The sequence below is a fragment of the Sphingomonas pseudosanguinis genome (assembly GCF_014196255.1).
GTDB lineage: Bacteria > Pseudomonadota > Alphaproteobacteria > Sphingomonadales > Sphingomonadaceae > Sphingomonas > Sphingomonas pseudosanguinis.
Genome location: NZ_JACIDH010000016.1, coordinates 61,634 through 83,413 on the forward strand (window position 1 = coordinate 61,634; position 21,780 = coordinate 83,413).

General features: G+C 66.8%; 17 protein-coding genes and 1 tRNA gene. 7 read left to right on the forward strand and 11 right to left on the reverse strand.

What is annotated here, in order from left to right; genetic code table 11:
- Position 1 precedes the first annotated feature (1 nt).
- The 4 genes from egtB to gluQRS are packed head-to-tail and all read right to left on the reverse strand — an operon-like array spanning position 2 to position 2,974.
- On the reverse strand, positions 2 to 1,273 hold the full coding sequence (egtB, locus tag GGR48_RS14475) for an ergothioneine biosynthesis protein EgtB (RefSeq protein ID WP_183952552.1): 1,272 nt from the start codon (positions 1,271 to 1,273) through the stop codon (positions 2 to 4).
- A gap of 41 nt (positions 1,274 to 1,314) precedes the next feature.
- Entirely contained in the window at positions 1,315 to 1,878 is a 564-nt protein-coding gene (locus GGR48_RS14480) for a cob(I)yrinic acid a,c-diamide adenosyltransferase (protein WP_183952553.1), read from the reverse strand.
- Positions 1,879 to 1,882: 4 nt separating this feature from the next.
- A complete protein-coding gene (locus GGR48_RS14485) occupies positions 1,883 to 2,110 on the reverse strand; it encodes a twin transmembrane helix small protein (protein WP_183952554.1) in 228 nt (75 codons plus the stop codon).
- Positions 2,111 to 2,119: 9 nt separating this feature from the next.
- Positions 2,120 to 2,974, reverse strand: a complete 855-nt coding sequence (gluQRS, locus tag GGR48_RS14490) for a tRNA glutamyl-Q(34) synthetase GluQRS (RefSeq protein ID WP_183952555.1) — start codon at positions 2,972 to 2,974, stop codon at positions 2,120 to 2,122.
- Between the two features lie 110 nt (positions 2,975 to 3,084).
- Between gluQRS and GGR48_RS14495 the strand changes: the two genes are divergently transcribed.
- The 4 genes from GGR48_RS14495 (at position 3,085) to GGR48_RS14510 (ending at position 7,308) form a co-directional block, all read left to right on the forward strand.
- Positions 3,085 to 3,651 (forward strand): HNH endonuclease, encoded by a 567-nt coding sequence (locus tag GGR48_RS14495; protein WP_183952556.1) that lies wholly within the window; start codon positions 3,085 to 3,087, stop codon positions 3,649 to 3,651.
- A gap of 18 nt (positions 3,652 to 3,669) precedes the next feature.
- Positions 3,670 to 4,119, forward strand: coding sequence for an EF-hand domain-containing protein (locus tag GGR48_RS14500; protein ID WP_183952557.1), 450 nt, complete (start codon positions 3,670 to 3,672; stop codon positions 4,117 to 4,119).
- Positions 4,120 to 4,229: 110 nt separating this feature from the next.
- Positions 4,230 to 6,905 (forward strand): phosphoenolpyruvate carboxylase, encoded by a 2,676-nt coding sequence (ppc, locus tag GGR48_RS14505; RefSeq protein ID WP_420854070.1) that lies wholly within the window; start codon positions 4,230 to 4,232, stop codon positions 6,903 to 6,905.
- A 1-nt stretch (position 6,906) separates the two neighbouring features.
- Entirely contained in the window at positions 6,907 to 7,308 is a 402-nt protein-coding gene (locus tag GGR48_RS14510; protein WP_183952559.1) for an OsmC family protein, read from the forward strand.
- Positions 7,309 to 7,639: 331 nt separating this feature from the next.
- On the opposite strand, the gene GGR48_RS14515 is transcribed toward GGR48_RS14510, so the two are convergent.
- Genes GGR48_RS14515 through GGR48_RS14535 form a run of 5 tightly spaced genes read right to left on the reverse strand, consistent with a single transcriptional unit; the run spans position 7,640 to position 11,873 of the window.
- On the reverse strand, positions 7,640 to 8,290 hold the full coding sequence (locus GGR48_RS14515; protein ID WP_183952560.1) for an FMN-binding negative transcriptional regulator: 651 nt from the start codon (positions 8,288 to 8,290) through the stop codon (positions 7,640 to 7,642).
- Positions 8,287 to 8,784 (reverse strand): methylated-DNA--[protein]-cysteine S-methyltransferase, encoded by a 498-nt coding sequence (locus tag GGR48_RS14520; protein WP_183952561.1) that lies wholly within the window; start codon positions 8,782 to 8,784, stop codon positions 8,287 to 8,289. Before GGR48_RS14520 ends, GGR48_RS14515 begins: the two co-directional genes overlap by 4 nt.
- A 49-nt stretch (positions 8,785 to 8,833) precedes the next feature.
- Entirely contained in the window at positions 8,834 to 9,226 is a 393-nt protein-coding gene (locus tag GGR48_RS14525; protein WP_183952562.1) for an acyl-CoA thioesterase, read from the reverse strand.
- Positions 9,223 to 9,828 (reverse strand): VTT domain-containing protein, encoded by a 606-nt coding sequence (locus tag GGR48_RS14530; RefSeq protein ID WP_183952563.1) that lies wholly within the window; start codon positions 9,826 to 9,828, stop codon positions 9,223 to 9,225. The genes GGR48_RS14525 and GGR48_RS14530 overlap by 4 nt, the downstream gene beginning before the upstream one ends.
- Positions 9,804 to 11,873, reverse strand: coding sequence for a S9 family peptidase (locus GGR48_RS14535; protein ID WP_183952564.1), 2,070 nt, complete (start codon positions 11,871 to 11,873; stop codon positions 9,804 to 9,806). Before GGR48_RS14535 ends, GGR48_RS14530 begins: the two co-directional genes overlap by 25 nt.
- Before the next feature lie 262 nt (positions 11,874 to 12,135).
- Between GGR48_RS14535 and GGR48_RS14540 the strand changes: the two genes are divergently transcribed.
- Positions 12,136 to 13,926 (forward strand): aminopeptidase P family protein, encoded by a 1,791-nt coding sequence (locus tag GGR48_RS14540; RefSeq protein ID WP_183952565.1) that lies wholly within the window; start codon positions 12,136 to 12,138, stop codon positions 13,924 to 13,926.
- A 464-nt stretch (positions 13,927 to 14,390) separates the two neighbouring features.
- On the opposite strand, the gene GGR48_RS14545 is transcribed toward GGR48_RS14540, so the two are convergent.
- Together GGR48_RS14545 and GGR48_RS14550 are read right to left on the reverse strand one after the other, a co-directional pair.
- Positions 14,391 to 19,004 (reverse strand): NAD-glutamate dehydrogenase, encoded by a 4,614-nt coding sequence (locus tag GGR48_RS14545; RefSeq protein WP_240456111.1) that lies wholly within the window; start codon positions 19,002 to 19,004, stop codon positions 14,391 to 14,393.
- A gap of 80 nt (positions 19,005 to 19,084) precedes the next feature.
- The gene (locus GGR48_RS14550; RefSeq protein ID WP_183952566.1) at positions 19,085 to 19,900 is read right to left on the reverse strand and encodes a PAS domain-containing protein; all 816 of its coding nucleotides are present in this window, start codon (positions 19,898 to 19,900) and stop codon (positions 19,085 to 19,087) included.
- Between the two features lie 141 nt (positions 19,901 to 20,041).
- Here GGR48_RS14550 and GGR48_RS14555 point away from each other — a divergent pair.
- Together GGR48_RS14555 and GGR48_RS14560 are read left to right on the forward strand one after the other, a co-directional pair.
- Positions 20,042 to 20,117 (forward strand) — tRNA-Thr (locus GGR48_RS14555).
- A 65-nt stretch (positions 20,118 to 20,182) separates the two neighbouring features.
- A complete protein-coding gene (locus tag GGR48_RS14560) occupies positions 20,183 to 21,385 on the forward strand; it encodes a DUF6538 domain-containing protein (protein ID WP_183952567.1) in 1,203 nt (400 codons plus the stop codon).
- Positions 21,386 to 21,780: the final 395 nt, after the last annotated feature.

Here is a 21,780-nt window from a genome sequence, read left to right on the forward strand (position 1 = left end):
ATTACAGGTCCTTTGCCAGACGGACGCCGGTGAACTGCCAGCGCTGATGGGGGTAGAAGAAGTTGCGGTAACAGGCGCGGGCATGCCCTCGCGGCGTGGCGCAGCTGCCGCCGCGCAGCACGAACTGGCCGTTCATGAACTTGCCATTATATTCGCCGACCGCGCCCTCGACGGGGTGGAAGCCGGGATAGGGGCGATAGGCGCTGCCGGTCCATTCCCAGACATCGCCGAAAAAGGCGGGGCTGTCGGGCGACGGACGCGGTTCGACCGCGCCGGCATCGTCCATCTGGTTGCCGCCGGCCGGATCATGCGACGCGGCGGCCGTCTCCCACTCCGCCTCGGTCGGCAGGCGCGCGCCGGCCCAACTGGCATAGGCATCCGCCTCGTAGAAGCTGACATGGGTGACGGGGGCGGCCGGATCGACCGCGCGGCGACCGTCCAGCCCGAAGCGGGTCCAGCCACCGTCGCGCTCCTCCCAATAGAGCGGCGCGACGATCCCCTCGCCCTTCACCCAGGCCCAGCCGTCCGACAGCCAGAGCCGGGGATCGCGATAGCCGCCATCCTCGATGAAGTTCATCCACTCGGCATTGGTGACGGTGCGGTCGGCGATGGCGTGCCGGTGGAGCAATGTGTCGTGGCGCGGCCCTTCGCAGTCGAAGGCGAAGCCCTGTCCGTCATGGCCGATCCGTACGATCCCGCTGGCCCCTTCGATCCAGCCGACCGGACCGGGCATCGCCACCGGCGTCTTGGGCTGCGCCGCGTACAGCGCCGGTTCAAGCGGATTTTCCGAGAACAGATGCAGGATGTCGGTGACGAACAGTTCCTGATGCTGCTCCTCATGATGACAGCCCAGCGCCACCAGTTCGCGGGCCGCCGCGGGCAGATCGGGCAGCGCCGCCACCAGCGCGGCGTCGACATGCGCGCGGTACGCCCGCACCTCGTCCAGGGTCGGGCGGGTGATCATGCCCCGGCGGTGGCGCGCGTGGCGTTTCCCTTCCGCTTCGTAATAGCTGTTGAACAGGAAGGGGAAACGGGGATCGTGCAGGTGATAGCCCGGCACATGATCGCGTAGCACGAAGGTTTCGAAGAACCAGGTCGTGTGCGCCATGTGCCATTTGGCGGGCGATGCGTCGGGCATCGACTGGACGGTGGCATCGGCATCCGACAGCGGCGCGGCCAGCGCCAGGGTCAGCGCGCGGACGTCACGATAGCGGGAAACCAGCGGATCGGCAGGCGCCGGGGCCGTCGCGGGGGACGGGACGAGAGTCGGCATTCGGATGCTCCCCGGACTAGCGGGGCACATCGACCGGCCCGTTACCGTGTCGCGCGCACCCCTCCTGGAACCCAAAGAACGTCCGATGCGCCGTTTTTGTTCACCACGCGCGCCGCAACGAACAGCCAGTCGGACAATCGGTTGAGATAGGCGAGCGCGGACGGATTGATCGGCTCATGGTCTCCAAGCAAGACGCCCGCCCGCTCGGCCCGCCGTGCGATCGCCCGCGCCAGGTGCAGATGCGCCGCCGCCGGTGTACCGCCGGGCAGGATGAAGCTGGTCAGCGGCGACAGCTGCGCGTTCATCGCGTCGATCTGATCCTCCAGCCGCGCGACCTGCTCGGTCAGGATGCGCAGCGCGCCTTCGACGTCGCCGGGCGTGGCGAGATCGGCACCCAGATCGAACAGGTCGTTCTGGATTCGCGTCAGATCGTCGGCCAGCGGACCGTCGAGGCTGAGCAGCGCCACGCCGATGGCGCTGTTCGCCTCGTCCACCTCGCCGATCGCGACCAGCCGCGCGTCCGCCTTGGATCGGCGCGTGCCGTCGACCAGCCCGGTCGTCCCCGCATCGCCGGTGCGGGTGTAGATCTTCGTCAGCTTGACCATCGGATCAGGTGCGCCCCGCCATGAACAGCAGCAGGACGACGACGGTAATCGCCAGCGCCTGGAAGAAGATGCGCTGCTGCATCATCCGGTTGGATTTCAGTTGCGACGCGGTCGGCCCCTCGCCGCGCGCCTCGGCCGAGGCTTCCTGCAGGAAGCTGACGATGCCGCGCACCAGCGCGACCAGGGTGGCGAGCATCGCCGCGATCAGCAGGATCACGAGAAAAGTGGTCATGCCCCGAGCTTACGCCTCCCCCAGCCGAAATCCAGCGGGAAGCATATTGCGGCGCAGCGCATCGCTGAGCGCATGGCCGTCCGCGCCGCCCTCGCGCATCGCCGCCAGCGCGGGGGCGCCATGGCGCTTGGCCAGCCGCTGCCCGTCCGCACCGACGATCAGCGGATGGTGGTGATAGCGCGGCGTCGGCAAGCCGAGCAGCGCCTGGAGCAGCCGGTGGACATGGGTGGCGTCGAACAGATCGACCCCGCGCACGACGTCGCTCACCCCTTGCGCGGCATCGTCGACCGTCACCGCCAGATGATAGCTGGCCGGCGCGTCCTTGCGCGCCAGGATAACGTCGCCCTGCGCGAGCGGATCGGCGATGACCTCCCCCGCATATGCGTCATGCCAGGTCAGCGGCCCGGCGCGTTCGACCGCGCGCGCCATGTCGATCCGCCAGCTATGCGGCTGCCCCATCCGCGCCCGCCGGTCCGCCGGCGACAGATGGCGGCACGTCCCCGGATAGACCGGCGCGGGGCCATGCGGCGCGGACAGGCTGGCGGCGATCTCGGCACGGGTGCAAAAACACGGATAGAGCAGGTCGGCTAGCTGTCCTTGCGCCGCCGTATACAGGTCCAGCCGCTCCGACTGGAAGGACAGCTCGTCCCATGCCAGCCCCAGCCATCCCAGATCGCGCAAGATCGTCTCGACATGCTCGGGCCGGCTGCGCGTGCCGTCGATATCCTCGATGCGCAGCAGGAAGCGCCCGCCGCCGCCCCGCGCCAGATCATGCGCGCGCACCGCCGACAGCGCGTGGCCCAGATGCAGCCGCCCGGTCGGGCTAGGCGCGAAGCGGGTGACGACCGCCGGCCCTCCGCTCATCGCGCGCACCCTTGACCGCGATTCCAATCCCATGCTGTCATACGCCATAGTGTCATAGCCATGTCACGCGCCTGCGCGAAGAGCGTCGGCGTACATCGATGGGAGGAGCTGTGTTTCATCCCGATTTGATCCGACACCCGGACAGTTGTCCGGCGCTCGTGCTGAATGCGGACTATACGCCGCTGTCCTATTATCCGCTGTCGGTCTGGCCCTGGCAGACCGCGGTGAAGGCCGTGTTCCTCGACCGGGTGGATATCGTCGCCCATTATGAGCGCGAGGTGCGCAGCCCGACCGCCAAGGTCAAGCTGCCCTCGGTCATCGCGCTCAAGCAATTCGTGAAGCCGTCGCAATTCCCCGCCTTCACCCGCTTCAACCTGTTCCTGCGCGACCGCTTCTCCTGCCAATATTGCGGATCGCACCGCGACCTGACCTTCGACCATGTCATCCCGCGTGCGCAAGGCGGCCGGACCACCTGGGAGAATGTCGTCACCGCCTGTTCGCCGTGCAACCTGAAGAAGGGCGGGCGCACGCCCCGACAGGCCGCGATGCCGCTGCATGTCGAGCCGATCCGCCCGACAAACTGGCATTTACAGGAACATGGCCGCAGCTTCCCGCCCAATTATCTGCATGAAACATGGCACGACTGGCTCTATTGGGACGTTGAACTGGAAGCGTAACGAGCCAAGGAGTCGGGAATGCGTGGTTGGGCGATAGGCCTGGGGCTGACGGCGTTGATGGCCACCACCACCGCGTGCGGCAAGAAGGAAGAAAGCCATGCGGAGGCCGACCGGGCCGCCGCCAAGGCCGGCTTCGTGCCACCCTCCGTCACCAGCCGCATCGATTTCGGCAGCATGATGGCCCGCCGCTTCCGCGAACTCGACCGCGACGGCAACGACATCATCACCGCCGACGAGATGCCCACCACCAACTCGCGCCTGTGGGAACTCGACCGCAACAAGGATGGCGAGATCACCGAAAGCGAGTTCTTCGAGGGCATGCTCGCGCGCTTCGACCGCATGGACCTGAACCGCGACGGCACCGTCACCTCGGAGGAGCGTGAAGCCTCGCGCACCGAACGCCCCGCCACGCCGACCAATCCGGTGGCGACGGGCGCGAACACCACCGCGCCCGGGAATTCGAACTAAGGGCTTTCCGATTTACGCAATTATTGGTTAAGTCGGACAATAATATTATACCAAAATTGCCGCTCACAATCGGTTGACGTTCGCGCTATTGCGTTGCAGCAATGGCGTCCATGACGACCCTGCCCCCCATCGCCAACAATGCCGACATCCGTTTTCTGGGCGCCCAGCTCGGCGATGTGATCCGCCGTTATGGCGGCGATGCGCTGTTCGAGGCGACCGAGGCCATTCGCCGCGCCTCGGTCGATCGCTATCGCGGGCTGGGTGAGGACGGCTCGGTCGACCTGCAGCTGGAACGCCTCGCGCTCGACGAGACGCTGGATTTCGTGCGCGGCTTCATGCTGTTCTCGATGCTCGCCAACCTGGCCGAGGATCGGCACGGCATCGCGCGCGAACCCGCCGCCGATATCGCCGATGTGCTGGCCACGCTGGCCGAACAGGGCATCGACCGCGACCAGGCAATGGCGCTGCTAGGGCAGGCTTTGGTCGTCCCCGTGCTGACCGCGCACCCCACCGAGGTGCGGCGCAAGAGCATGATCGACCACCGCAACCGCATCGCCGAACTGCTGGCGATGCGCGACGCGGGCCGGGACGTGACCCCGGACGGCAACGATGTCGAGGCGGCGATCGGGCGACAGATCGCGCTGCTGTGGCAGACGCGCGTGCTGCGCCGCGAGCGGCTGTACGTCACCGACGAGGTCGAGACGGCGCTGTCCTACCTGCGCGACGTCTTCCTGCCGGTGATGCCCGCCCTCTATCAGCGGTGGGACAAGGCGTTCGGCGCGCGCGTACCCGCCTTCCTGCGCCCCGGATCGTGGATCGGTGGCGACCGCGACGGCAATCCCTTCGTCACCGCCTCGTCGCTGACCACCGCGCTGGCGCAGGCGGCCGAAGCGGTGCTGGGCCATTATTGCGAGGCGGTGCACGCGCTGGGCGCCGAACTTTCCATCTCGACCGGCCATGCCGAGGTCGACGAGGCCGTGCTGGCGCTGGCCGAGGCGAGCGGGGACGACGCGGTCAGCCGGTCGGACGAGCCCTATCGCCGCGCGCTGTCGGGCATTTATGCGCGGCTGGCGGCGACGCATGAGGCGCTGACCGGCAAGCCCGCGCCCCGCCCCGGCCGGCTGACCGGCGAACCCTATTCCGACCCCAAGGCGCTGCGCGCCGATCTGGTTGCGATCGCGCGCGGGCTGGCGGCGCGCGGCGATGGCGCCTTGGCGAGCGGCGGTGCGCTCGGGCGGCTGATCCGCGCGGTCGAGACGTTCGGCTTCCACCTCGCCACGCTCGACCTGCGCCAGAATTCGGCGGTGCATGAACGCGTCGTCGCCGAGCTGTTGAAGGTCGCCGGGGTCGAGGCGGACTATCTGGCGCTGGGCGAGGAGGCGCGCGTTGCGCTGCTCCGCCGCGAACTCGCCAATGCCCGGCCGCTGGTCAGCCGCTATGCCGATTATTCGGACGAGACCCGTTCCGAACTGGCGATCGTCCAGGCCGCCGCCGATGCTCATGCCAAATATGGGCCCAAGTGCATCACCAACTACATCGTCTCGATGGGCAAGTCGGTGTCCGACCTGCTCGAGATCAACCTGATGCTGAAGGAATTCGGTCTCTACCGTCCCGGCGCGCCCGCCACCGCCGCGATCATGGCGGTGCCGCTGTTCGAGACGATCGAGGATCTGGAAGCGGGGCCAGAGATCATGCGCGCCTATTTCGCGCTGCCCGAAATCGCCGCGATCGTCCGCGCACGCGGCCATCAGGAAGTGATGATCGGCTATTCGGATTCGAACAAGGATGGTGGTTACCTGACCTCCACCTGGTCGTTGTCCAAGGCGTCGAGCGCCTTCCGCCCCGTCTTTGACGACGCGGGCGTCCGGATGCAGCTGTTCCACGGGCGCGGTGGCGCGGTGGGGCGCGGCGGCGGCAGCGCCTTTGCCGCGATCCGCGCGCAGCCGCACGGCACGGTGCAGGGCCGCATACGCATCACCGAGCAGGGCGAGGTGATCGCGGGCAAATATGGCACGCGCGACTCCGCGCTGACAAATCTCGAGGCGATGGCCTCGGCCACCTTGCTCGCCAGCCTGGAGCCGGAGCGGCTGTCGGCGGACCAGAATGCGCGGTTCACTGCCGCGATGGAGCAATTGTCGGCGACCGCCTTCACCACCTATCGCGACCTGGTCTATGGCACCGAGGGGTTCCGAACCTTCTTCCGCCAGATGACGCCGATCGCCGAGATCGCGGGGCTGAAGATCGGCAGCCGCCCGGCCAGCCGCAAGAAGTCGGACGCGATCGAGGATTTGCGTGCCATTCCCTGGGTATTCAGCTGGGCCCAGGCGCGCGTCATGCTGCCCGGCTGGTACGGCGTCGGCACCGCGATCGCGAATTTCGAGGACAAGGCGCTGCTCGCCGACATGGCCAAGAACTGGCCCTTCTTCGCCGCGACGCTGGCGAATATGGAGATGGTGCTCGCCAAGTCCGACATTGGCATCGCGCGACGCTATGCGGGCCTCGTCGAGGATGAGGGGCTGCGCAGCGCGATCTTCGGGCGCATTCATGACGGCTGGCACCGCGCGCGCGACGGCCTGCTGGGCGTGACCGGGCAGAGCCGGCTGCTGTCCGACAACCCCGCGCTGGAGGCGTCGATCCGCCTGCGCCTGCCCTATATCGAGCCGCTGAACCTGCTCCAGATCGAACTCATGAAGCGCCACCGCGCGGGCGAGGACGATCCGCGTATCGGCGAGGGCATCCTGTTGTCGATCAACGGCATCGCGACTGCGCTTCGGAACAGCGGGTAACGTGGCCGACTTCGTCGTTCATTATGAAGGCGGCCTGCGCTGTCATGTGACGCATCCGGGCAACGGCGCGGTGCTGGTCATGGATGCCTCGCAAGAGCTAGGCGGGCGCGACGAGAATTTCTCGCCCAGCGACCTGCTGTCGGTGTCACTGGGCGGCTGTGTACTCAGCATCATGGCGATGGCGGGGCGTGTCGCCGGACTGGAACTGGCAGGCGCGACGGCGACCGTGACCAAGACGATGGGCAACGCACCCCGCCGGATCACGATGCTGGAGGTGACGGTCCGGGTGCCGGGGCGATACGATATGGCGCAACGCAAGCGGTTGGAAGCGGCAGCGGCAGCCTGTCCGGTCCATGCCGTACTGGGGATCGACGCGCCGATTACCATCGTCTGGGAGGACTAAGTCACTGACCGCCCTCACCCTTCCCATCCACTATCGCGGCCGGGCCCCTTCCCTCTCCCGATGGGAGAGGGAGGGAGGCGCGAAGCGCCGGAAGGGTGAGGGTGTTGCCCCCCATGCGACCTACCAAAAGCGCCGAGGACTCCCTTTCATTCCTCCCCTGTAAGGGGAGGGGGACCATGCGAAGCATGGTGGAGGGGTGTCCCCGGTTGTGAGCGGAGGCTGATCTCGCCAACGGGGACACCCCTCCGTCAGGCCTTTGGCCTGCCACCTCCCCTTGCAGGGGAGGAATAGGCTGAATATCGATCCGCTATAGCCTTTCCGGGATAAACCATCACCGGTTCGCCCGATCGCACTCGGCCCGTTCCATCACCGCCGCCATCGCCCGGTCCCCCGCCGCGTCCGACGCCGACAGCCCGGTGATCACGCCGCGTCGATTCGCCTCGGGATGATGCTGGGCAATCTTCCACACCCCCTCCAGCCGCGTGACCCGCAGGGTCAGGCCGACGATCCCTCGCTGCAAGGCCGCGATATAACCTTCCGGCGCATCGGCCAGCGACCACGGCTCCGGCCGGTCCGCTTCCCGGGCATCGGTCAGCCGCGCCAGATGCGCCGCCAGCCAGTCGGGATCGCGCGTGACGGCCAGCGTTCCATGCGCCTGCACCACGACATAATTCCAGGTCGGCACGACCTTCCCATGCGCGCGCTTGGCGGGATACCAGCCGGGATGGACATAGGCATGCGGTCCCTGAAAGATCGCCAGCGCCGCCGTGCCGCCCTCGGCCAGCCGCCAGAGCGGATTGGCGAGCGCGACATGCCCCTCCAGCATCAGCGCTTCGCCATCGCGCGTCATGATCATCGGCAACGACACCGCCTCGGGCATGCCGTCACGCACCACGACCAGCGCGGCGAGGCCGATCTCCGCCACCGCCCCCAGCAGCACATCCTCGCGCGTCTCGCGAAACGCGGCCGGCGGATAGCTCATGCGAGCGTCAGGTCCGGCTCGCCGCGTTCGTGCGCGAGCAGCCACCGCTTCACCGCCAGCCCGCCCGCAAAGCCGGTCAACGTGCCGTTGGCACCGATCACCCGGTGGCACGGCGTGACGATCGACAACGGATTGCGGCCATTGGCGGCCCCGACCGCGCGCGAGGCGCCCGGTCGCCCGATCGCGGCGGCGAGCGCGGCGAAGCTGCGCGTCTCCCCATAGGGAATAGCGTTCAGGCCGGTCCAGACGCTCTTCTGGAAATCGGTGCCGACGGGATCGAGCGGCAGGTCGAACACGCGGCGCTCCCCGGCGAAATATCCGGTCAGCTGGCGCACCGCCTCGGCCAACACGGCATGCGCCGGATCATCGCGCCGCTCGGGCAAGGGCACGCGCCCCGCGCGTTCCTCGGCCCAGAGGACGGCGCGCAAGCCCTGCTCGCTCGCCACGAGGGTCAGCTCGCCCACCGGCGAGGCCATGGTGCATTCGCTCAACATCGCGCGATCCTAGCGCAACGGCGTGCGCGATGCGTCCCGCTTCTTGCGCTCAAACCATGAAGGGCGCGGCGATCGCGGGCGTCACGCGGAGCAGCCGGCCGGTGGCGCGGTCGATCAGCGCCCAGGTCGTCACCGCCTCGACCTTCACCTGTCCGTCTTCCCCCAGGAACCGGACATGCCGGTCGAAGCGCGCGCCCTTGGGCGGGTTGGGCACCCAGGTCTCGGCGGTTACCGTCTCGCCGGCGACGACATTGCCGCGATAGTCGATCTCGTGCCGCGTCACGACCCAGACATGCGCCGCGACATGCTCGGGCGGCGCGACGGCTTCCCAATGCGCGGTGGCGATCGCCTGAATCCACTGGACCCAGACGGCGTTGTTCACATGGCCCAGCTCGTCGATATGCTCGGGGCCGGCGGTGATGGTCATGCTGAAAGGGTTCATGCCGTGTCACCCGGTTCCTTGTGCCGTTGCCAAAGCGTGCGCAGGCCCCAGCCGATCGCGGCGGCGATCATGACCAGCGCGGCGGCCATCAGGATATGTGGCAGGCTGGGCCGCCAGCGCGCCGCCAGCTCCTGAAACGCCTCGCCGAACAGATAGCCGATGCCGATGAACAGCGACGCCCAGCATGCGGCGGACACGGCATTGACCGCGACGAACAGCCGGGTCGGGACGTCGCTGGTGCCGATCGCGACCGGGCTGATCGTGCGCAGGCCATAGAGGAAGCGGAAGGCGAAGATGAAGCCGACCGGGTGCTTCTCCATCATCGTCATGACACGGGCATAGACGCGCCGGCGGCGCAGCTTGCCCACCCATCGGCCGTCACGCGCACGCCGGCCGATAGTGAAGAAGATCTGGTCGGCCAGGAACGATCCGATCGCCGCCGCCACCAGCGCGGCGGGCCAGGCGACCAGCCCCTGATGCGCCAGGATGCCGCCGGTGACGACCGCCGTCTCCCCCTCCAGCCCCGCGCCCAGCGCGATCGCCACCGCGCCGAAGCGCGCGACGATCGCCTCGATACTCAGGACTCGACTCCCATCTGCCACAGGACGAAGGCATGCTCCTCCGCGCCTTCGCGCAAGCTCTCGAACCGGCCCGACTTGCCGCCATGGCCCGCGCCCATATTGGTCTTGAGCAGCAGCAGATTGTCGTCGATCTTCGTCGCACGCAGCCGGGCCGCCCATTTGGCGGGTTCCCAATAGGTGACGCGCGGATCGTTCAGCCCGCCCGAGATGAACATCGGCGGATAGGCCTGGGGCTTCACATTGTCATAGGGGCTGTAGCTGCGGATCAGCTCGAATGCCGCCTTGTCCTCGATCGGGTTGCCCCATTCGGGCCACTCACCGGGCGTCAGCGGCAGTTCGGCGTCCATCATCGTGTTGAGCACGTCGACGAACGGCACATCGGCGATCACCGCGCCCCAGAGTTCGGGGTCGGAATTGACCACGGCGCCCATCAGCTCGCCTCCCGCCGAGCGACCCGCGATCGCGATCTGGCCCTTGGCCGTCCAGCCGCCGTCGATCAGCCCCTTCGCCACATCGACGAAGTCGTGGAAGGTGTTAGTGCGCTTCTCGAGCTTGCCGTCCATATACCATTGCTGGCCCAGATCGTCGCCGCCGCGAATATGCGCGATGGCATAGGCGAAACCGCGATCGAGCAGGCTCATGCGCCCGGTCGAGAAGCCCGGCGGAATGGCATAGCCGTAGGCGCCGTACGCATAGAGGAACAGCTTGCCCGACCCGTCGCGCGGGAAGTCCTTGGGGTAGACGATCGATACCGGCACCATCGTCCCGTCGCGCGCAGCGATCTTCAGCCGCTCGGTCCGATACTTGTCCGCGTCATAGCCCGACGGGATTTCCTGCACCTTCAGCTGGGTCAGCCCACCGGTCGCGACGTCATAGTCATAGACGGTGCCCGGCGTGACCATCGACTCGTAACCGAGGCGTAAGGTCGACACGTCATATTCGGGATTGTCGCCCAGACCCGCGGTATAGCTCGCCTCGGGGAATTCGATCCGCTGCGGTACGGTCGGCGTGTCGTAGCGGTGGATGGCGATGCGGTCCAAACCGTCCTCGCGCCCCTCCACCACGAAGAAGTCCTTATAGCACTCGACCCCGGTCATGTAGAAATGCGGGTTCGGGCCGATCAGCTCGTGCCAGTCGCCGGGATTGTCGATCGAGGCGGTGCACAGGCGGAATTGCGGGTCCACATCGTTGGTATGGATGAACAGCGTGCCGTCATGCTCGTCGATGTCATATTCGCGGCCCTCCTTGCGGGGCGCGACCAGGATCGGTTCGGCGAAGACATTGTCGGCGGGCAGCAGCCGCACCTCACTGGTGACGTGATCGCCGGTCGCGATCACGATCCAGTTGCGCGCCGAGGTCTCGGCGACGGCGACGCGGTAGCCCTCGTCATCCTCATGGAACAGCTCGACGTCTTCCGCGACCGGCGTGCCCAGCTTGTGGAAGCGGGCATTGTCGGTCCGCCACTGGGCGTTCGCAACGCCGTAAAGAAAGCCGCTATCGTCGGCGACCCAGACGATTTCCGACAACATGCCCGGAATCACCTCGGGCAGATGCTCGCCGGTGGTCAGGTCCTTGATCCGAACCTCGAACCGCTCCGAGCCATTGTCGTCGATCGCATAGGCCAGGTAGCGGCCATTGTTGCTGATCGAGAAGGCGCCCAGCCGGAAATACTCCTTGCCCTCGGCGAGCGCGGGTTCGTCGAGCAGCAGTTCGTCCGGACCGCCCGTAACGGGCTTCCTCCACCATTTGCGATACTGGCCACCCGTCTCGAACGCGGTCCAGTAGAGCCAGTCGCCATCCTTTTGCGGGACCGAGGATTCGTCCTCCTTGATCCGCCCCTTCATCTCTTCGTACAGCCGGTCGATCAGCGGCTGGCGCGGGGCCATCACGCCCTCGAAATAGGCATTCTCCGCCTCGACATAGGCCAGGACGTCCTTGTCGGTGACCTCCGGATAGGCGGGGTCCTTCAGCCAGGCATAGGGGTCGTCGATGGTGATACCATGCGCGGTGAAGCTGTGCGGGCGGGTTTCGGCGACGGGGGGCGTAAGCGCGGGGCTGTCGGTCATCGTGCGGATGTAGCTAGGGTTGGGCCCCGCCGGAAGGGGTGGAGGATGGTTTCTCCCAACCTCCGTTCAGGCTGAGTGAAGTCGAAGGCCACGGGACGCCCGACGTGGCGCAGCGCGGAACATGCGCTTCGACTTCGCTCAAGCTGAACGGCTGTGGGGGTCGCATATGGCCGGACACATCGCGCAAGCGCCTGCCAGGCTCGACGCTGTCAGCCCACGAAGCTAGACCGGCGGCGTTTCCCATCCCTGTCAGGTCCCCGCCATGTCCCATTCCACCCGCCTCTCCGCCCTTCGTGCCGAACTGGCCGCACAAGGCCTCGACGGTTTCGTCGTGCCGCTGACCGACGAGCATATGAGCGAATATGTCGGCGATTATGCACAGCGGCTGGGCTGGCTGACCGGGTTCGGCGGCTCGGCGGGGTCGGCGGTGGTGCTGGCGGAAAAGGCGGCGATCTTCACCGATGGGCGCTACACACTGCAGGTGCGCGAGCAGGTGTCGGGCGAGGACTATGCCTATATCCCCGTGCCGCAGGACAGCGTGGCGGGCTGGCTGGGTCGCGAGACGGCGGCGGGGCAGCGGATCGGCTATGACCCCTGGCTGCACACCCGCCAGCAGGTCGCCGACATGGCCGCAGCCCTCGCCGATCGCGAGGCGGAACTGGTGGCGGTCACGACCAATCCGATCGACGCGGTCTGGACCGACCGCCCCGCCCCCTCCTCCGCCGTACTGACCGTGCAGGACGATGCGGTGGCGGGCGAAAGCTCGGCCGCCAAGCGCGCGCGGATCGGCGAATGGCTGGCCGAGCAGCGCGCCGATGCGGTGGTGCTGTCGGCGCTGGACTCGATCGCCTGGGCGCTCAACGTACGCGGCACCGACGTCGCGCATACGCCGGTCGCGCTGTCTTATGCGATCGTCCATGCCGACGGCGAGACCGACCTGTTCATCGCGCCCGAGAAGATCACGCCCGAGGTGCGCGCGCATCTGGGCAATGCGGTGCGGCTGCACGACCGGGCGGCGTTCGAGGGTTATCTGACCGGCTTTGCGGGCAAGCGCGTCGTCGCGGACCCTGAGCGCGCGGTCGCGGCCATTGCGCAAGGACTGGAGGCGGGCGGGGCCAAAGTGCTGGCGCTTCGTGATCCGGTGGTGCTGACCAAGGCGATCAAGAACCCCGCCGAGATCGCCGGGCACCGCGCCGCCTCGGTCCGCGACGGCGCGGCGATGGTGCGCTTCCTGCGCTGGGTCGAGAGCGAATGCCCCAAGGGCGGGCAAACGGAGCTGTCCGCCGCCGCGCAATTGTTGGCGTGCCGTGAGGCGACGGAGCTGCTTAAGGACACCAGCTTCTCGACCATCTCGGCGACCGGCGCGCATGGGGCGAGCCCGCATTATCATGTCACCGAGGAGTCGAACGCGGCGATCGAATTGGGGCAGCTGTTCCTGATCGACTCAGGGGGCCAGTATCAGGACGGCACCACCGACATCACCCGCGTCATGCCGATCGGCACGCCCACGGACGAAATGCGCGACCGCTTCACCCGCGTGTTGAAGGGGCATATCGGTCTCGCGACCGCCGTCTTCCCGGACGGGACGTTGGGCGGGCATCTGGACTCGCTGGCGCGGCGACCGCTCTGGGAGGTTGGGCTCGATTACGCCCACGGCACCGGCCACGGCGTCGGCGCCTATCTGTCGGTGCATGAGGGACCGCAGCGTATCGCCGCGCCCAACTATCCCGGCGGCGCCGCGATGGAGCCGCTGCGCGCGGGCATGATGCTGTCCAACGAGCCGGGTTATTACAAGGCGGGAGAATATGGCATCCGCATCGAAAATCTCGTGCTGGTCGAACCGCGTCAGATTGCGGGCGCGGATCGCGACATGCTGGGTTTCGAGACGCTGACCCTGTGCCCGATCGAGCGGACGTTGATCGTTCCCGAGTTGCTGACGGCGGAGGAGCGGGAATGGCTCAACGCGTATCATGCAAGGGTGGCGGAGATTCTGGCGCCGGAGCTGGAGGGCGCGGATCGCGACTGGCTGCTGGAGAAGTGCGTGGCGATCTGATTTTCACGCGAAGCCGCGAGGACGCGAAGAAGGTTGGTTCGCGCGGAGGCGCGGAGACGCGGAGGTGTCTCGCCCGCCGCGCCAGCGGCCCTCTTATCTCGGGCGCGGATGAATAGAGAAGGATGACATGAGATGGATTCGTCATTGCGAGCGTAGCGAAGCAATCCAGAGCGTCTCGCCCGGACACTGGATTGCTTTGCTACGCTCGCAATGACGGATTGGGTCAAACTGACGTCATCCCGCTCTACACGCGCTGCACGGGTTTCTTGTTCTCTGCGTCCTCTGCGCCTCTGCGCGAACACATCTTCTTCTCCGCGCCTCCGCGTCTCCGCGCGAACATCACTTCTTCGCGTCGTCGCGGCTTCGCGTGAACGAAAACGCCGCGCAGGAGGGGCCTCCCACGCGGCGTCTTGCGCGCCTCAGACGGCAAAGGAACTGGACCCCGGCCTTCGCCGGAGAACAGATCAGCGCCCGAGGAGCACCCGTGCTTGCCCCGCGATCTGCGCCAGCATCGCGGCATTGGGCTGGGCCGCCAGGCGCGCGCGGTCGATCACCGCCTTGAACTGGCCCACGCGTGCTGCATTGCGCTCCAGCCATGCCTCGACCGCCGCTTCCGGGTCGGTCGTGCCCGCACGGCCCAGGAAGTCGAGCCGCTGCTGCTGGAAATCGCGCGCGAGGCCGGCGATCAGCAACCGCTCCCACGGATCGCTGGGGCTGATCCGCGCCGCCTGACCCTGTGCCCAGTCGAGGCCCAGCGCCTGACCCAGACGGGTGAAGGCATGGGTCAGCCGCGTCTCGTCCAGCGACAGCCGCTGGCCCAGATCGGCCAGACCCACCGCGCCGTCGAGTTCGGACACGCGCACCACCCGCGCCGCGAGATCGGCAGGCGCCCCCGCCTCCTCCAGTGCGGCCACGACCCGCGCGCTCTGCGCCTTGGCCTCGTCGCGCAGCAGCGCGGGCGTTTCCGCCGCCAGCCGCGCGATGCCGGGCTGCAACCGCTCCAGCGCCGCACCGGGCGAGGTGCCCGCGGGCATGGAACGCAACAGGTCGGCGATCTGCGACCGGGTGGCACGCGCCACCTCGTCGAACAAGGCGATCCGCGCGGCCTCAGGCATCGCCGCCGTCTCGATCGCGGTCCACAGCGCGGGCAGGTCGAACAGCCGCTCGACCACGACGAACATCGCCGCGATGTCGGCCATCGCCGCGCCCTCTTCCTCCGCCAGCTCGAACGGGTGGAGGATGCCCATCCGGTTGACGATCCGGTTGGCCAGCTTGGTCGCGACGATCTCACCGCGCAGGCGATGCTGGTCGATCGCCTCGCCGAACGCCTCCTGCATCGCGGGCGGGAAGGCCGCGCGCAGATCGGGGAGCAGTTCGTCGTCCAGCGCCAGCGGGCTGTTCTCGATCGCGTCCTGCAAGGTCAGCTTGGCCGTCGCCAGCAGCACGGCGAGTTCGGGCCGGGTCAGCGCGATGCCGTCCTGCCCGCGCCGCAGCAGCACATCGTTGCTGCCCAGCCCCTCGACTGCGCGGTCGAGCCGCCCGGCGCTCTCGAAGATTTCGATGACGCGGACATAGCTCGGCATCGCGCCCGCGCCGTCCGCCTCGGCGATGGAGAGCCCCAACGTCTGGAGCCGGTTATCCTCCAGCACGATATGCGCGACGTCGTCGGTCATCGACGCGAGCAGCGTGTTGCGGTCCTCCTCCGCCAGACGGCCCTCGATCATCTCGCGGTTGAGCGCGATCTTGATATTGACCTCGTTATCCGAACAGTCGACGCCCGCCGAATTGTCGATGAAGTCGGTGTTGATCCGCCCGCCGCGCTCGGCAAAGGCGATGCGCGCGGCCTGGGTCACCCCCAGATTGGCGCCCTCGCCGATGGCGGTGACGCGCAGATCCTCGGCATCGACGCGCAGCCGGTCGTTGGCCGGATCGCCGACCTGGACGTTATTCTCCGCCGCCGCCTTGATGTACGTCCCGATGCCGCCGAACCAGAGCAAGTCGGCCGGGGCCTTCAGGATCGCCGAGATGAGCGCGGTCGGCTCCAGCGACGTGGCGGTGATGCCCAAAGCCTCGCGGATTTCGTCCGACAGCGGGATGGTCTTGGCCGAACGCGGGAACACGCCGCCGCCGGCCGAAATCAGGCTGGTGTCGTAATCCGCCCAGCTCGACCGGGGGAGCGCGAACATGCGGGCGCGCTCGTCCCAGCCGGTTGCGGGATCGGGATTGGGGTCGAGGAAGATGTGGCGATGGTCGAACGCCGCGACCAGCTTGATCGCCTTGGACAGCAGCATCCCGTTGCCGAACACGTCACCCGACATGTCGCCGCAGCCGACGACGCGGATGGGCTGGCTCTGCACGTCCACGCCGCGCTCGGCAAAGTGGCGCTGGACCGAAACCCAGGCGCCCTTGGCGGTGATGCCCATCGCCTTATGGTCGTACCCCTGGCTGCCACCGCTCGCAAAAGCGTCGCCCAGCCAGAAGCCACGCTCCAGCGCCAGCGCATTGGCGACGTCGGAGAAGGTCGCGGTGCCCTTGTCGGCGGCGACCACGAAATAGGGGTCTTCGCCGTCCAGCACGCGCACGCCGTCCGGGTGCACCACCGCGCCCTCGACGATATTGTCGGTGATCGACAGCAGCGCGCGGATGAACACGCGGTAGCTTTCCTTGCCCTCGGCGGCCCAACCGTCACGGTCGGTGACCGGCGACGGCAGCTGCTTGGGGTAGAAACCGCCCTTCGCGCCGGTCGGCACGATGACCGCATTCTTCACCCGCTGCGCCTTCATCAGGCCCAGGATTTCGGTGCGGAAGTCGTCGCGACGATCCGACCAGCGCAGACCGCCACGCGCGACGGGTCCGGCGCGCAAGTGGATGCCCTCGACACGCGGGGAATAGACCCACACCTCACGCCACGGCAACGGCGCCGGGAGCCCCGGAATCATGTGGCTGTCCAGCTTGAACGCCAGCGCCTCCCTGCCCGCCTCGGCAAAGGCGTTGGTGCGCAGCGTGGCGGCGATCATGTCGCGGAAGCTGCGCAGGATACGGTCGTCATCGATCGCCGACACCGCATCCAGGCCCGCCGCGATGGCGGCATCGGCGGCGGAGATGTCGCCCCCAGCCTTCGGATCATGTGCGGCGGTGAACCGCTCGATCAGCGCGGTCGCGAGTCGGGGTGCCCGGCGCAGCGCATCGACCACCGTGGTCAGGCCATAAGGCAGCCCGGCCTGGCGCAGATAACGGAACCAGGCGCGGAACAGCACCACCGCCTGCGGGCTGAGCCCGACATCGACGATCAGGCGGTTGAACGCGTCATTCTCCGCCGCGCCCTCCAGCACGGCCGCGATCGCCCCCTCCAGCACCGCCGCGCCCTTGGGCTCGGTCGTCGCCTCGGTCTCGACGATGAAGTCATGGACGAAGGGATCGGAATCGTCGCGCAGCCGCGTCGGCAGCTCGCCGATCACGCGGAAACCGAAATTCTCCAGCACCGGCACTGCGTCCGACAAGGGCAGCGCGCCGTTCAGCTTGTAGATCTTCAGCTGGCGATCCTGCCCCGGCTGGACTGGGAACAGGCGGACCGAACGGCTGCCCTCATTCTCCAGGCTCGACAGGCGAAGAATGTCGGCGGCGGCTTCGGCCGCATCGCTGACATTGCGGTAATTGGTCGGGAAGCCATTGGCCCAGCGCAGCGCCAGACGCGCCGCCCGGGGCGCGGGCACCTGCTCGGCCAGCGCCGCCTCGACATCGGGCATCCAGCCGCGCACCATCTTGCGCAGCCGCTCGGCCAGTGCGCCCGTGTCGGGCAGGCGGCCGTCCTGGCGCAGATCGATGGTATAGCGGATCAGCGCCACGACGCCGTCCTCCAGCGCGATCGACCAGTTGAGCAGCGAGCCATTCGCCGCCTCGCCCAGCATCTCGCCGATCGCGACGCGGCGTGCGGTGGTCAGCTCGTCGCGCGGCAGCCAGACGAAGGCGAACAGATGCCGCTGCAACACCGATCGGACCAGCACCAGCTCGGGGCGCGGACGATCGGCCAGCGACATGGCGGTCAGCGCCAGCTGCTCCAGCGCCTCGGCCGGGAAGGCCGTGACCAGATCATGCGGCAGCGCGGTCAGCGCATGGGTCAGCGCCTTGCCGGTATGGCCGCGCGGGTCGAAGCCGAACTTGGCCTGAAGTGCTGCCAGGCGGGTGCGCAGCACCGGCACCTCATGCGGCGGGCTGGCGAGCGCGGCGCTGGTCCACAGCCCCGCATGGATCGACAGGCCGACGGCGCGGCCCCCTTCCATCACCGGCACCAGCACCAGATCGAGCGGCACCGAGCGGTGGACGGTCGAAATCGCATTGGACTTGAGCAGCAGCGGCGCCGCGCCGCCTTGCGCGAAATAATCGAGCGCGCGCTGGCGCGACGTATCGGCGAGCAGCGGCACCTTGTGCGGCGTCCGCGCCACGCCCAGCGCGGGGGCGTCGCGGCCATCCTCGTACCATTTTTCATGGCCCAGCAGCGTCAGCTTGCCGTTCAGGAACCACAGCAGGAGCGCCGCGCCCTCGCCATTCTTCTCGCCCAGCGTGGTCGCATCGGCGGCCAGCGCATCCTGCAACCCCGACCAGTCGGCGACGGCCGCCCGCACATCGGCCAGCACGGCGCGCAAATCGTCGACCAATCCGCGCCGGTCGCGCGCATCGGCGCGTTCCATTTCCAGATAGATGAAGGATTCGGACTTTCCGCCCGTGCCGATGCCCTGCAAATGGCCTTCCGCATCGCGCGTCACGGGCAGGACGGGATGGATCACCCGGTCGATGGCGATCCCATCCGCGCCGACCATCGCCGCGATCGAATCGACCAGGAAGGGCATGTCGTCGTTGACGATGGCCAGGCGCATGCGGCGATGCGTGTCGTCGCCCGACATCGGCTCCAGCGCGATCGACGGCTCGCCGGCCGCGCGCCGCTCGGCGACGCCAGCGACGAAGGCTGCCGCGGCAGCCACCTCCGCGGGGCCGAACCCCTGCAACTCCGCCGGAAGGGCGCCTTGGGTCAGCCGCGCGGCAATCGCGTCGGCCATCGGATGCGACATATTCGGTGCCATGGGTGAAAGTCCTAGGCCCGGCTTTCGCGCCGCTCAACCCTTTGCAGCCCGAGAAAAGATGTTGCGCCGCAGCGCAATTTTTATTGTACGGCGCGCAAGACTCTATCGGTAAAGCGGGGATCATCCGCCACCGAACCCAGGATGGCGACCGTACCGTCCGGCCCGACCCGTCCGACCATCACGATCAGGCTGCCGGGGCTGGCGCCGCTTTCGAAGGTGATATGTGCCAGCGCTTCGGGATCGCGCCGGATGCGGTCGCCCTTGGGCGGCTCCGCCACGTCCCACACGCCGTCCGCCGGCCCCGCATCGGGCCGATTCGCGCCGATCGCATCGAACAGCGCCGAATCGAGCGTCGCCTGGAGCAGCGGATCGGCGACCTCCTTCCAATTGACGACACCGTGGATGAAGTCGATCGTCTCGCCGGTCGACGAATAGGGCAACAGGATCGCGCGGTAGAGGGTGGTGCGCCCGCGTGCGTTCACGAACTCGGCCTCGAAACCAGCCGGAGCCTTGCTCGCCAGAAGCTGCGGATAATGGCCGATCATCCGCGACAGCAGCGATCCGGGCGGCAGCGCGCCGACCCGCATCGGCATCGGCGTCGCCCCACATTCGTCGCGCAGCGCGCCGCCGATATAGGCGATGGTCGGGTCGCCCTCTCCCCCGCGAAAGTCGAGCAGCACCGAATGGGTGGCGAAGTCGGCGATCCCCTGCGGGTCGAGCGCGTCGATCAACGGATAGGGCGCATCGCCCAGCAGCGACACCCAGTGGTGATAGGCGCGCGCATGCAGCCGCCGCTCCACCCCCGCCAGCCCGAACAGCACGTCCTCGCCCAGCGACTCCCCCGCACCGTCCCGATCGACGGACGACGCCTCGTTCAGATCCGGCCCGGTGGTCATGATCGCCTTCCTCATTGTCCGGCGCCGTCATGCGGGCATCGTCCTTAACGGCGTGTAAAGACGCCAAAGCCGCTTGCCAGCCCCAGAAGGACCTGTTAAGCGCGCCATCCTCGACCGGACACCAGCCGGTTTCGACGAAGGGCCGCTTTAGCTCAGCTGGTAGAGCATCGCATTCGTAATGCGGGGGTCACAGGTTCGAGTCCTGTAAGCGGCACCATCTCCCCAAAAACATCGAAAAACCAACCGCTTGAGCAACAGCCTCGTGCCGATTGTAACCCGCTGGTGTCGCCCATCACCTTTGCGGACCATGGGTTAAGCGACTCTAATCGCGCACAAAATGGCAAGGCAAACTGTAGCCCAGAGGTGTCGCCCAATCGACTGCCGTGCGGCTTGTGGCGTCGAGGCGCGGTTTATCAGTATCGAACGCGCGTTCCGGCTGACCTGATCGCCATCGTTGGCAAGCCCCGGATAAATCGATCGTTGAAGACAGCCTCTCTCGCTGTGGCCAGACGATCAGTCAGGGAAATTGCTTGCGACATCGAAAGGCAGTTTGATGCTCTTCGGCAAGCAGGCGGCGCGGCTACCGTTCAAGACCGGGGCGTCATCGCGAAACCGAGCCCGGTTTGCCGCACCTCTTTTACGTCGTGCAGCTTAACGTTCGCCGAGGTTTGCGAGCGTTATCTAACCGATCCAACGATCAGCCGAACGTCAAAAAGCTCGATCGTCTACCGGTCCACGTTTGCCACGATCGCCGCCATTCTCGGTCGCGAGAGGCGCTTCGGGTTGATTTCGAGAGACGAGTGCAGAGACGTTCTTGCTGTGCTTCAAAAGCTGCCGCCAAATGCGAGGAAGCGGTGGCCGGATTTATCCCCAAGAGAGATCGCTGAGGCGGCGGAGGCAAGGGGCGATGCAGGAATGAGCGTCGCCAACATCAATGAATACATGAATAAGCTGTCGAGCTTATTCAACTGGGCTGTCAAAGAAGAGATTATCCATCGGAATCCTGCACGCGGACTGCGAGTGATGGACACCCGCATGGCACGCGACAAGCGGCTTCCATTTGAATCATGGCAACTAAAACGTATCTTTGATGCTCCCCTCTACAGAGGGTGCCGCGACGATGAAAACGGATACGCTTGTCGCGGCGTTAATCGGCCTCGAAGGTCACGATTCTGGATACCTTTGGTGGCGTTGTGGGGCGGCCTCCGGCAAGGGGAAATTTGCCAGATGCTGACCAACGACGTGCGTGAACTGGATGGCATCCTCTGCTTCGTGGTGTCGGCAACGGAAGGGGATGGGAAGAGTCTGAAGACTGCGGCGAGTTACCGCGTGGTGCCCGTGCATCCCGAGCTTTTGCGTATCGGATTTGCAGAATACGTCCGTGATCGTCGACGAGCAAAAGATGAGCGGTTGTTTCCCGACCTTACTATAGATTCTTTGGGCCTCTATTCTGGAAAATTTTCAAAGTGGTTCGCAAGATTTTAGATATCATGCGACGCCGCAAAAGAGCGAACATGCTTCCATGCGTTCAGGCACACATTCCGAGACGGGTTGCGTGAGGCAAAGATCGATCGTGATATTGCGCTCACGCTTGGTGGATGGACTACCTCGACAGGCACTGGTGCTGTCGCGGATTCTTATGGGCAAGGTTACAGTCCACGGCTACTCTACGCGGCGATGTCCGCAATCATCTATCCTGATCTCGATCTTTCACATCTGCACATGTAGTCCTTGATCGGCTGATAGGTCAGCCGATCTCAGTTTGCCTTGCCATTTTGTGCGCGATTATGGTCGAGACTCAATCAGAGCCAGAATGCGAGCGCGGTTGCGATGGCGACGCCTGAGAGGAAGTTGACGGCGAGTTTGTCGTAGCGGGTTGC